The 11,972-nt window shown below is 72.1% G+C and carries 11 protein-coding genes and 1 pseudogene; 8 read left to right on the top strand and 4 right to left on the bottom strand.

The annotated features are described in order from the left end of the window. Positions 1-331 precede the first annotated feature (331 nt). The 3 genes and pseudogenes from KF737_RS20840 to KF737_RS20830 form a co-directional block, all read right to left on the bottom strand. Positions 332-781, bottom strand: a complete 450-nt coding sequence (locus tag KF737_RS20840) for an NUDIX hydrolase (RefSeq protein WP_296459886.1) — start codon at positions 779-781, stop codon at positions 332-334. Between the two features lie 152 nt (positions 782-933). Continuing rightward, positions 934-2,031: a glycosyltransferase family 1 protein gene (locus tag KF737_RS20835; protein WP_296459953.1), complete on the bottom strand. Its 1,098-nt coding sequence runs from the start codon at positions 2,029-2,031 to the stop codon at positions 934-936. A gap of 141 nt (positions 2,032-2,172) precedes the next feature. Then, positions 2,173-2,370: pseudogene (locus KF737_RS20830) on the bottom strand (TetR/AcrR family transcriptional regulator); the annotation flags it as partial. Between the two features lie 208 nt (positions 2,371-2,578). On the opposite strand from KF737_RS20830, the gene KF737_RS20825 reads away from it, so the two are divergent. From KF737_RS20825 to KF737_RS20805, 5 genes are all read left to right on the top strand, one after another. After that, the gene (locus tag KF737_RS20825; protein ID WP_296459883.1) at positions 2,579-3,214 is read left to right on the top strand and encodes a TetR/AcrR family transcriptional regulator; all 636 of its coding nucleotides are present in this window, start codon (positions 2,579-2,581) and stop codon (positions 3,212-3,214) included. 107 nt (positions 3,215-3,321) lie between these two features. Next, on the top strand, positions 3,322-5,793 hold the full coding sequence (locus tag KF737_RS20820; RefSeq protein WP_296459878.1) for an ATP-binding protein: 2,472 nt from the start codon (positions 3,322-3,324) through the stop codon (positions 5,791-5,793). A gap of 59 nt (positions 5,794-5,852) precedes the next feature. Then, positions 5,853-6,245 (top strand): response regulator, encoded by a 393-nt coding sequence (locus tag KF737_RS20815; protein WP_296459875.1) that lies wholly within the window; start codon positions 5,853-5,855, stop codon positions 6,243-6,245. 27 nt (positions 6,246-6,272) lie between these two features. Continuing rightward, a complete protein-coding gene (locus KF737_RS20810) occupies positions 6,273-7,031 on the top strand; it encodes an aldolase/citrate lyase family protein (protein ID WP_296459872.1) in 759 nt (252 codons plus the stop codon). Positions 7,032-7,105: 74 nt separating this feature from the next. Next, on the top strand, positions 7,106-7,483 hold the full coding sequence (locus tag KF737_RS20805) for an EF-hand domain-containing protein (protein ID WP_296459869.1): 378 nt from the start codon (positions 7,106-7,108) through the stop codon (positions 7,481-7,483). 182 nt (positions 7,484-7,665) lie between these two features. Here KF737_RS20805 and lepB read toward each other — a convergent pair whose 3' ends face one another. After that, positions 7,666-8,430: a signal peptidase I gene (gene lepB, locus KF737_RS20800; RefSeq protein WP_296459866.1), complete on the bottom strand. Its 765-nt coding sequence runs from the start codon at positions 8,428-8,430 to the stop codon at positions 7,666-7,668. Positions 8,431-8,561: 131 nt separating this feature from the next. Between lepB and KF737_RS20795 the strand changes: the two genes are divergently transcribed. The 3 genes from KF737_RS20795 (at position 8,562) to KF737_RS20785 (ending at position 11,871) form a co-directional block, all read left to right on the top strand. Continuing rightward, positions 8,562-9,656, top strand: a complete 1,095-nt coding sequence (locus tag KF737_RS20795) for a hypothetical protein (protein ID WP_296459861.1) — start codon at positions 8,562-8,564, stop codon at positions 9,654-9,656. Positions 9,657-9,670: 14 nt separating this feature from the next. Further along, positions 9,671-10,144: a GFA family protein gene (locus KF737_RS20790; protein WP_296459858.1), complete on the top strand. Its 474-nt coding sequence runs from the start codon at positions 9,671-9,673 to the stop codon at positions 10,142-10,144. Positions 10,145-10,236: 92 nt separating this feature from the next. Then, complete coding sequence (locus tag KF737_RS20785; RefSeq protein WP_296459853.1) at positions 10,237-11,871, top strand: EAL domain-containing protein; 1,635 nt, start codon at positions 10,237-10,239, stop codon at positions 11,869-11,871. Positions 11,872-11,972 lie beyond the last annotated feature (101 nt).

Genomic DNA, 11,972 nt, shown 5'->3' with positions numbered 1-11,972 from the left:
GCCGAAAGGCCGTCAGTCAAACCGCGGAGATCGCGGAGATGCGCAGAGAAGCTCTCCCACGATTGTCATCCCGGTTTCGCCGCAGGCGAAGACCGGGACCCAACCGTCCGGTGCTCTGAGGTTGTTATCTGGCCCCGCTCGCCAGGGGCCGGCCCCCAACCATCGACGCACCGGAGGGTTGGGTCCCGGTCTTGGGCTACGCCCAAACCGGGATGACAAATGGGGAAAGCCTCCGCGTATCTCCGCGATCTCCGCGGTTCGACTGACGGCCTTTCGGCCGCCCGCATCCATATGCGATTGCCCTCCCCTGAAGGGGAGGGATTGGTTTCCGCTAAGGCTTGAACTTGGCGAGCAGGGCCTTGAGTTCGGGTTCGTCGACGAGGGCGGCGGCGGCGGCGGGGGTGGTCCAGTTGCGGTCGCGTTCGGCCATCTCGGGCCAGATGTCGCGCTCCTCGACGACCTGCATCGGATAGACTTGGACGCGGACGTGCTGCAGGCGGCCCGAGCGCAGGCGCTTGTCGTAGTGGTAGACGCCCAGGCTCTTGCGGCGCGTCTCGCCGATCACGCCGGCTTCCTCGAACGCCTCCTGGGCGGCGCAGGGGCCCGGGGCCTTGTCCGCCATCGGCCAGCCCTTCGGGATCACCCAGCGGCGGCTTTCGCGCGAGGTGATCAGCAGGACCTCGGCGGCGCCGTCCTCGCGCTTGCGCCAGGGCAGGGCGGCATACTGGGTGCGCGGCTCGCGATCGAGCTCGGGCCGCACTCTGTCCTGCTTCTTGCCCAACGGCGCGACGGCGCTCCCAGCGAATCGATCACGTTCCGATCGTCAGGCGGGGCGGTTTACGCGGCGTTTCGCGGCGCGCCAACCGGATTGTCATAAAAGTGTCATACGCCGCGGGACGTCAGGCCGCCCGAGTCCTGGCGCCGATGAGGCGGCTACGCCGCCTCGGGCCGCCTGCGCCGGACGCGGGCGAGCCGGCGCAGGCGGCGCCAGAAGCGGGTCTTCTCGGGCTCGGGGTAGGGCTCCAGGTTCTTCACGAAGTCCTCGGCGCAGGCGCGCCAGGAGAACCCCTCGGCGAAGGCGCGCACGCGCTGGCGGTCGAGGTCCAGGCACTGGAGGCAGGCCTCGCGCAGGCCCTCGGTGGCGGTGAGCGCGAGCGCGCCGGCGGCCGAGCCCGGGATGATGTCGATCGGCCCCGGCGCCGGATAGGCCGCCACCGGCGTGCCCGACGCCATCGCCTCCAGGATCACGAGGCCGAAGGTGTCGGTGAGCGACGGGAACACGAAGACGTCGGCGCTTCGGTAGTGGGCCGCCAGGTCTTCGCCCGACTTCGAGCCGGTGAAGACCACCTTCGGGTACTTGGCCTTGAGCTCGTCGAGCTGCGGGCCGGGGCCCACCACCACCTTCGAGCCGGGCAGGTCGAGGGCCAGGAACGCCTCGATGTTCTTCTCCACGGCCACGCGGCCCACATAGAGGAACACCGGCTTCGGCAGGTCGGCGAAGAGGGCGGCCTCGCCCTCGGCCAGCGGGCGGAAGATGTCGGTGTCGACGCCGCGCGACCAGGCCGAGATGTTGCGGAAGCCGTGGGTCTCCAGCGCCTTCTGCATGGTGGGCGTCGCCACCATCAGCCGGCCCGACGGCTTGTGGAACCACTTCATGTAGGCGTAGCCGGCCGCCAGCGGCAGCGGCAGGCGCGCCGAGACGTATTCCGGGAAACGGGTGTGGTAGCTGGTCGTGAAGGGCAGCTTCCACTCCACGCAGATGCGCCGCGCCGCCAGGCCGATCGGGCCTTCGGTCGCGATGTGGATGGCTTCGGGCTCGAAGGCCTTGAACAGCTCCTGCACCGGCTCGTAGACGCCGATGGCCACCTTGATCTCGGCGTAGGTGGGCAGCGGGAAGGTCTTGAACTGGCCGGGGTGGATCACCTCGACCTGGTGGCCGATGGCCTGCAGCTCGCCGACCACGCGGGTGAGGGTGCGGACCACGCCGTTCACCTGCGGCTCCCAGGCGTCGGTGGCGATCAGGATGCGCATCGGCCGCTGCGGGTCGCGGCTGGCGGTGATGGCCTCGCGCAGGCGCCGGTCGGCGCGCCGCGGCCGGGGCGGCCCCTCGGCTGCCTTCGGGGGCTGGCGGAAGGCCTCGGACTGCATCCAGGCCCAGAAGGCGCCCAGCAGGGCCTCCTTGGTCGGGAAATGGCGGTAGACGGTGCGCTCGCCGACGCCGGCGTCGCGGGCGATCTCGGCGAAGCTGAGCTCCTCGAGGCTGCGGTGCTCGAGCTGGCGGCCCACGGCGCGCAGGATCTGGGCCCGGGTCTCCTCCCGCTGGCGGTCGCGCAGGTTCGCCCGCAGGTTCGGCAAGGGGGGCGTTTTCATGGCAGCGGCACTGTCATGAGTTCCGGATGGAAGTCAACGCAAGCCGGCGTTATGCCAAATCCCGGCAGACGCGGGCTCCGGGCGCCCAAAGGCCGGACAACCGCGCGTCCATGCGGCGCAGCAGGTTCGTATGCGCTTGGCATCCGCGGGGCAACCGTGCCTAGGACGCTGCGAAACAGGCCCGGTGGGGCGCCCCGAATTGGGTTCGATGGACGCGACGAACTTCTCCGCCCGCGCGACGCCCAAGTCGCAGCGCACCCGCGCGCGCATCCTCGATGCGGCGATGCGGCTGTTCGCGGAGATCGGCTACCACGCGGCCACCAACGCGGTGATCGCCGACGCCGCCGACCTGACGCGCGGGGCCATGCTCTATCACTTCGCCACGCGGGAAGAACTGGTCGAGGCGGCCGTCTCGCACATCGAGCTCAACCGGGCGAAGCTGTTCGAGCAGGCCGCGGCGCAGCCGGCCCCGGGCGTGGACGCCGCCGAGCACGCCGTCGACGTCTACTGGGCGCTGCTGCACGAGCTGCCGTTCGTGGCGTTCGCCGAGCTGGAGGCCGCGGCGCGCACCGACGCGATGCTGGCCGGGCGGCTGGCCAGCGCCCGCAGCGCCTTCGACCACGCCCAGCTCGGCGGCGACCGGTTCGGCGCCATGGTGCAGGCGGGCCACGATCCGCGCTTCCAGGCCAGCCGCGACCTGGGCCGTTTCCTGCTGGAGGGCCTGGCCAAGGGCTCGATGACCTACGACGAGCCGGCGCGGCGCGAACGCCTGCTGGCGGTCGTCAAGCGCGCCGTCCGCGCCCTCAACCGCAAGGGCGACGTCGGCGACCTCTGGCCGGAGTGACCCCTCGTATCTGGACGGCGGCGCGACCGTCCGGATGCAGGGAAGCTCCCCCTTAGCCTCACCTTAAGGGATGGCCCGGTAACCTTGCCGCCGGGATGGGCCGGAACATGCGCTCCAGGGAAATCGCCATGGCCGTCGCGGCGGCGGCCGTCCTCGCGACGGCCCCGGCGGCGCACGCCTATGCGCCCGACGCGGCGAACGTCGAGGCCCCGACGCCGTTCGAGGCCAGGGTCCAGGCCGCCAAGTCGGCGATGATGGCCGATCCGCAGGCCGCGCTCGGCCAGTCGCTCGCCGCCCTCGACGCCGCCAAGCGGGAGAGCGGGCCGCGCAGGGCCGAGCATATCGCCACCGCCCAGTGGCTCCAGGGCGAGGCGCTCCTGCGCCTGAACCGCCTCGAAGAGGCGCGGCCCGTCATCCGGGACGGCCTGGCCGCCGTCGCCAGGGGCTCGCCCGACACCAAGCTGCACGGCGACCTGCTGATGGCCCAGGCCGGGGTGCTGGCCACCGAGGGCCAGGTGCAGGCGGCGCTCACCGACTTCCACGCCGCCTACCGCATCTTCGGCAAGGCCGGGGAGGCGCGCAGCCAGGCCATCGCGCTGATGAACATCGGCACGATCTACCAGGACGCCCGCGACTACGCGAAGGTGCTCCAGTACTACGCCCAGGCGGCCGACCTCTACGCGGGCGACCCGTCGCTGACGGTCAGCGCCCGGAACAACATCGGCAACGCGTTGCGCGAGCAGCGGAAGTACGCCGAGGCCGAGGCCGAGTTCGAACGCGCCCGCGCCGTCGCGCGCGAGCTGAAGAGCCCGCTGATCGAGAGCAGCGTGGTGGCCAACCTCGCCGCCGCCGAGGTCGAGCACGGCAAGCTCGACGCCGCCCAGCGCCACGTCGCCGAGGCCGAGCGGCTCGCCAACAGCGACGCCGCCGCCCGCGAGAGCCTGCCCGGCGTCTGGGGCGTGGCCGCCAGGCTGCAGCTCGCCCGCGGGAATGCGCGGGGCGCCGCCGACCTGATCGAGCGCACGTTCGCGGGCGTCGACCTCGAGACCACCAGCCTCATCGAGCGCGACTTCCACGAGACCGCCTACAAGGCCTATCTGGCGCTCGGCCAGGAGCACCTGGCGCTGGCGCACCTCAAGGCCTTCAAGCGGCTCGACGACCAGGCCCGCGACCTGGCCGCCTCGACCAACGCGGCGCTGATGTCGGCCCGGTTCGACTACGCCAACCAGGCCTCGCGGATCGCGAGCCTCAAGGCGACGCAGCTCCAGAAGGACGTGGAGCTCGCCCGCACCCGCGGCGTCGTCACCAACGTCCTGCTGGCCGGCTCGGTGCTGGTCGGCGTCCTGCTGCTCGGCGGGTTCCTGTCGATCCGGCGCAGCCGCAACCAGGTGCGCGACGCCAACGGCAAGCTGTCGGTCGCCAACGCCTCGCTGGAGAAGGCGGTGCAGGCGCGGACCGAGTTCCTGGCCACCACCAGCCACGAGATCCGCACGCCGCTGAACGGCATCCTGGGCATGACCCAGGTGATCCTGGCCGACCCGCGCCTCGACGCCGAGCTGAAGGACAAGGTGGCCCTGGTCCACGGCTCGGGCGAGACCATGCGCGCCCTGGTGGACGACATCCTCGACCTGTCGAAGATCGAGACGGGCAAGATGATCATCACCCCGGCCGAGATGGACCTCAAGAAGCTGTGCGAGGACACCGCGCGCCTGTGGGCCGAGAAGGCCGACGCCAAGGGCGTCGCGCTCACCCTCGACATCCACCGCGCGCCGACCAGGATCCTGGCCGACGCGGGCCGCCTGCGGCAGATCCTGTTCAACCTGATGTCCAACGCCATCAAGTTCACGCACCAGGGCGCGGTCGCCCTGGCCGTGCGCGCCGAGGGCGACGAGCTGGTGCTGGCGGTCAGCGACAGCGGCATCGGCATCCCGAAGGAGCGGCAGGAGGACGTGTTCGAGCCCTTCCGCCAGGTCGACGGCTCCATCACCCGCAACTACGAGGGCACGGGCCTGGGCCTCGCCATCTGCCGCAACCTGGCGCGCGCCATGGGGGGCGACATCGCGCTGGAGAGCACGCTGGGCAAGGGCTCGACCTTCACCGTGCGGATCGCGCTCCGGCGCCCGGCCGAGAGCCGCGCCGCCGCGGGGGGCGAGGACGCGCCCGCCGCCGAGACCTTCGCCGACGCCCGGGTCCTGCTGGTGGACGCCAACCCGCTGGCCCAGGCGGTGCTGCGCGCGGTGCTGACGCCGCAGGTGCGCGCCGTCGAGGCGGTGGCCGCCCCCGCCGACGCCGCCCAGGGGCGCTTCGACCTGATCCTCTGCGACGCCGCCGTGCTGGGCGAGGCGCCGGACGCGCGCGCCGCGGCGCTCCGGGCGCTCTGCGGCAGGACCGGCCCCGCGGCCGTGGTGGTGCTGACCCCCGGCGACGACGCCGAGGCGGCGCTCCTCGCCGCGGCCGGCGCGGCCCAGGTGGTCAGGAAGCCCATCGCGGCCCCGGCGCTCTCGGCCGCGCTCAGGGCCGGCTTCGCCGAACGGCTGTCGGCGGGCGCGGATTCCCCTGCACAATCAATGTTCGCTTAAGCTGTCGGCTATAAGACGGAGCGTAGCGTCGGCGGGGGGTCGGCCGCCCGGAGCCACCCATGCGGGTCTTGTTCGTCGAGGATAACGAGGTCAACCGCCGCGTCGTGAAGGAGATGCTGCGCGCGGGCGGGATCGAGATGGCCGAGGCCCCGGACGGCGCCGCGGGCCTCCAGATGATCGCCGACTACGACTACGACCTGATCCTGATGGACCTGCGCATGCCCGGCATGGACGGCATCACCGCCATCCGCGAGCTGCGCCGGCGCGGCGACGTCAAGGCGACCCTGCCGGTGATCGTGGTCACGGCCGACGCCGGCTCGTCCATCGAGGCCGACTGCCTGGCCGCCGGCGCCGACGGCGTGCTGCTGAAGCCCGTCTCGATGACGGCCCTCTTCGACGCCATCGGCCAGATCCTCGCCAACCGCAGCGGCGGCGACATCCTGGTGGCCTGAGGGCCAGGGCCGCGCTACGGCTAGGCGATGCGCACCAATCGCCTCAAAGAGATCTGGGCCGACGGCAAGGCCGCCATCAACTGCTGGCTCAGCCTGCCCGGCGCCCTGAACGCCGAGGCCGTGGGCGCGCAGGGCTGGGACGCCGTCACCATCGACCAGCAGCACGGCCTGATCGGCTATTCCGACGTCCTGTCGATGCTGCAGGGCTTGCGGTCCAGCGACGCCGTCCCGCTGGTCCGCGTGCCGTGGAATGCGCCCGGCGACATCATGAAGGCGCTGGACGCGGGCGCGCTCGGGATCATCTGCCCGATGATCTCCACGGCGGCCGAGTGCGAGGCCTTCGTGCGGGCCTGCCGCTATCCGCCCGGCGGCTTCCGCAGCTATGGCCCGATGCGCCCGGCGATGGTCCACGGCGGCGACTACGCCGAGAACGCCAACGCCCAGGTCCTCACCTTCGCGATGATCGAGACCGCCGAGGGCCTGGAGAACGCCGAGGCCATCTGCGCCGTCCCGGGCCTCGACGGGATCTACATCGGCCCCTCCGACCTCTCGCTCTCGCTGGGCGGCGAGCCGCGGCAGGACAGCGACGACCCGAGGATCCTGGCCGCCTTCGACCGCATCCTGGCCGCCACGAGGGCCGCGGGCATCCGCACCGGCGTCCACACCAACGGCGCCGCCTATTCGAAGCAGATGATCGCGCGCGGCTTCGACCTGGTCACCGTCGGCTCCGACATGCGCTACCTGATGAGCGGCCGCCGCGAGGTGATCGAGATGCGCAAGGGCTGAAACGCCACGTTGGGTCATTGTCCGGACAGGATTATCCTGTCCTCCACCCGCGAACCCGGTATCGGTCACCCGCCATGAAGCTGAAGAAGAGCGAGACGCTCGAGATCCGCCTGCCCTACCCGACCAAGCTCGCCTTCATGGCGCGCTGCCAGGACGAGGGCGTGTCCGCGAGCGAGGCGCTCCGCGGCTTCATCGAGCGCGAGATCGCGCCGCCCGCGCCGCGCGTGGTCCGCCGCGGCTGGCGCCTCGTCGCCGGCGGGATCATCGCCGCCACGGTGGGGGCCGCCGCCGTGGGCGCGGTCGCCGCGCCGGCCCTGGCCCATCCGGCCGCCGCCGGCGAGTTCGCCCGCCTCGACACCGACCACGACGGCCGCCTCAGCGCCGCCGAACTCCGCGCCCTCGACACCGACGGCGACGGCGCGATCAGCTTCGCCGAATACCGCGCCCGCTAGGACCGCCCTCAATACCGCTCATCCCGGCGAACGCCGGGACCCAGATGGCATGGCGCAAGAAGAGGGGTTCCGGAGGCTCCGAGGTCCTCCCATCAGTCTCCGCGAGCGTGGATCTGGGTCCCGGCATTCGCCGGGATGAGCGGAAGTCATTGAATTCCCTCAGAGGGTATTGAGCGCGGACCCTAGCCCACAGGCTTCAGCAACCGGCCCGGGTCGAAGCGCATCACCCAGGTCCAGGGCTTGAAGATCTCGGCGCCGCCCTTCCACGAGGCGAGGATGAAGCGCGGGCGGCCGATCAGGTTCTCGGCGGGCACGAAGCCGACGCCGTTCATGGCCGGCGGCACGCGGCTGTCGGACGAGTTGTCCCGGTTGTCGCCCATCATGAAATAGTGGCCCTCGGGCACCACGAAGACCTCGGTGTTGTCGAGCGGCTCGTTCGGCCCGCGGTCGAAGGTCATGTAGGTGTGGCCGCGCGCGTTGGTCTCGGCGTACTGCGCCACCGTCATGTCGGCGTCCGGATCGAGGGCGTCGCCCGCCGGGGTCCGCGCGATCGGCTCGCCGTTCACATAGACCCGGCCCTCGCTCACCTGCACCCGGTCGCCGGGCAGGCCGATCAGCCGCTTCACGTAGGTCACCTGCGGATTGCTGGGCAGCTTGAAGACCACCACGTCGCCGCGCGCCGGCGCCTGCTCGAACACCCGGCCCCTGAACAGCGGCAGGTTGAACGGGATCGAGGCGCGGCTCCAGCCGTAGTCCCACTTGGTGGCGATCACGTAGTCGCCCACCAGCAGGCCGGGCTCCATCGACGCCGACGGGATGGTGAAGGGCTCGAACAGCACCACGCGCAGGACGAGGGCCAGCAGCAGGCCCAGGCCGATGGTCCTGGCGCTGTCGACGACCTCCTCGCGGAAGGACTTGGGCGGCGGCTTGTCGGACTTGTCGTTCATGGCCGCCACCCATGCCGCCGGTCGGGCCTGCACGGCAATCGAAGTCTTGTCCGGACACGCCGCCTGCGCCGTCGGGACGCAACCTGCGCACGGCGATGGCCAAGGGTCGCGCGGGTCCCTAACTTCACGGGGTGAAGCGCGCGGGGGCCTTCGTGGAAGATCGGGAACTCGACGACATCGTGGCGCTGCTGCCGCCGCTGCTCCAGGCCGTGGACCGGCTGGGCTTCGTCGCGCGCCACTTCGACCCGCCCCAGTTCGGCGAGCTGATGGCGGCCGTCGGCGAGCCCGACGCCGCGCTGGCCGCCGAGCGCCCCCGCCTCGACGCCTGGCCCGCCGCGATGGCGCCGGTCGGGACCGCGCTGGCCACGGCCGCCGATGCGGCGCTGGCCGCCTACGCCGAGCTGCGCGCCGCGCCGGACCAGGAGGACGGGCTCGCCGCCGTCTTCCGCGCGCTGCGCCACGGCCCGCGGGCGCAGGAGGCGCTCTATCCGCTGGCGCGCGGCCTGCCGCCGGTCGGCCGCTTCTTCCTCGATCCCGACCGGCGCGACGACGCCGATCTCGTGAAGCGCCTGGCCGAGGCGCCCGAAAGCGAGGTCACCGGGGTGATCCACGGCGGCGGCGAGCCCGGCGCGCGCGGGGCCTTCTCGATCTATGTGCCGGAATACTACGACGCCGCCCTGGCCTGGCCGGTGGTGTTCGCCCTGCACGGCGGCTCGGGCAACGGCCGGGCGTTCCTGTGGAGCTGGGTGCGCGAGGCCCGGTCGCGCGGCGCCATCGTGGTGGCGCCCACCGCCGTCGGGCGCACCTGGGCGATCCAGGGCGGCGACGCGGATACGCCGAACCTGCACCGCATCCTCGACCTCGTGCGCACCCACTGGAGCGTGGACGAGACGCGCCTGCTGCTGGGCGGCATGAGCGACGGCGGGACCTTCAGCTACGTGAGCGGGCTCGAGCCCGGCTCGCCGTTCACGCACCTCGCGCCGACCTCGGCGGCGTTCCACCCGGTGATGGCCAGCTACGCCGACCGCGACCGGCTGCAGGGGCTGCCGATCCACATCACCCACGGCGCGCTGGACTGGATGTTCGACGTCGGCATGGCGCGCGAGGCGGCCACGGCGTTGCAGGCGGCTGGCGCGGCGGTGACCTACCTGGAGATCCCCGACCTCGCCCACACCTGGCCGCGCGAGGCCAACAACCCGGTCCTCGACTGGCTGGGCGTGGCCTGATGCGCGGACCGGCCATGTCCGGAAAGGAGGGCCGCGTCGCGCGAGGCGCCTGCGTCTGCGGCGCGGTGCGGATCGAGATCGGCGTCCCCGCCCGCTGGGCCTGGCACGACCACGCCCGGCGCAGCCGCCATGCGCAGGGCGCGGCCTACGTCACCTATGTCGGCTGCTGGCGCAGCCGCTTCGCCATCGTCGAGGGCGAGGAGAACGTCACCCGCTACGAGGACGAGGCCGAGGGCACGGTCCGCAGCTTCTGCGCGCGCTGCGGCACGCCGATCGCCTACGAACGCGCCCGCTCGCCGCAGATGGTGAACGTGCCGCGCGCGCTCGTCTCCGAGCGCACGGGCCGCGAGCCGCGCTACCACATGAACATGCCCGAGGCCGCCGAATGGACCTGGCGCGGCGAGGCCCTGAAGCCGCTCAAGGGCTACCCCGGCGTGCTCTGGGAGCCGCCGCGCAGGAAGAAGAAACCGCCCGAGCCGATGTTCTGAGCCTCGAGAAGGCGCCTCACCGACCGGTAACCTCTTGCGCGCTAAGCTTAAATCCGATCGCGCGCAACCTGACGCGCGGCGAAGGGGAGGACATGGCGCAGACCGCCACGGCATCGGCTCCAGCGAAGGCCCCGGCGGGACCCAACGCGTTGCAGTTGCTCGCGTTCGTGTTCGCGAGCGCCGACGTGGTCATGGAGATCGGCGCCGGCGGGCGCGTGACCTTCGCGACCGGCGCAGCCGGCCGCCTGCTGGGCCGCGGCGCCGAGACGCTGATGGGCCGGCCCTGGCGCGAGTTCGTCGACATCGCCGACGCCGAGCTGGTCGACGCCGCGATCGGCGGCATCCGCCCCGGCGAGCGCCGCGGGCCGTTCAGGATCGCGCTGACCGGGGCCAGGGGCCTTCAGCCCGTCACGCTGTCGCTGTTCCAGATGCCGCAACGGCCGGGCGTCGCCGCCGCCTTCAGCCTCTGGCAGCCGCCGGTGGCCGAGGTGAGGACCGACGCCTCGGGCCTGGCCGCCCGCGAGGACTTCGAGGCCGCCGCCGCCGGGCTGATGAAGCAGGCCGAGAAGACCGGCGGCGCGCTCAGCGTCGACCTGCTGGAGGTCGCCGGCCTCGCCGTGGCGCTGGCGGGCATGGAGCCCGAGGTCGCCGAGGCCACCCAGAAGAAGCTGGCCGCGACCCTGCGGGCCGCGTCGCACGGCGGCGTGCCCGCCGCCGGCCTGGGGGCCGACCGCTTCGCCATGCTGCGGTCGGGCCAGGCCAACGTCGAGGCCCTGGCCGAGCGCATCCGGGAACTGGCGGGCCCCGGCGTGGAGGTGAAGACCGGCGAACTGCCGCTCGATCCGGCGTCGCCCACGGAGACGCTGCGTGCGATCCGCTACGCGCTGGACCGCTGCCTGGGCGAGGGGCCGGCCGCGGCGGCCAAGAGCTTCGAGGCGGCGCTGCGCCAGACCGTCACCGAATCCGCCCGCTTCAAGGACCTGATCCGCGCCGGGAAGTTCGAGCTGGTCTACCAGCCGGTGGTCGACCTCAGGACCCGGGACCTGCACCACTACGAGGCCCTGACCCGCTTCGAAGGCGGCGGCGGCCCGGCCGAGACGATCAAGCTGGCCGAGGAACTGGGCCTGGTCGTGGAGTTCGACCTCACCGTCGTGAAGACCGTCGCCGCCATGCTGGCCGAGACGCCCGCCGAGGTGCGGATCGCCGCCAACGTCAGCGCGTTCTCGCTGGAGCAGCCCGGCTTCGTGGAAGCGGTCATCCGCGTGAACGAGGCCCAGCCGAAGCTGCGCGCGCGGCTGCTGCTGGAGCTGACCGAGAGCCACAGGCTTGCCGACCTCGACGCCGCCAACGCCAGGATCCAGGCGCTGCGCGAGGCCGGCCACGAGATCTGCCTCGACGACTTCGGCGCCGGTTCGGCCTCGCTCGACTACCTGCGCCAGCTCGAGGCCGACGTGGTGAAGTTCGACGGCAAGTTCGTGCAGGGCCTGGAGTCGCGGCCGCGCGACGCGGTGATGCTGAAGCGGCTGGCCGAGATGTGCGCCGAACTGGGCGTCGAGACCGTGGCCGAGATGATCGAGACCGAGGACGCGGCGCGGAAGATCCAGGCCATGGGCATCGGGCTGGGCCAGGGCTGGCTGTTCGGCAAGCCCGTGCCGAAACCGGTCGTGGCGCAGAAGAAGGCCCCGATGATCGCACGCCGCCGGGGCGCGGTGGAGAGCTGGGGCTAGACCATTCGGCGCTTAGGTAGGTCCGAGGTCGGGAAACCGAATGGTCTAATCCTAAGCGAAGGTCCTGAGCATTCGACGGTTCGAGCGAACCGCCGAATGCA

Origin of the sequence: Phenylobacterium sp. (assembly GCF_019636135.1) — a bacterium.
Taxonomy (GTDB): Bacteria; Pseudomonadota; Alphaproteobacteria; order Caulobacterales; family Caulobacteraceae; genus Phenylobacterium.
This window is presented reverse-complemented; position numbering and strand designations above follow the sequence as displayed.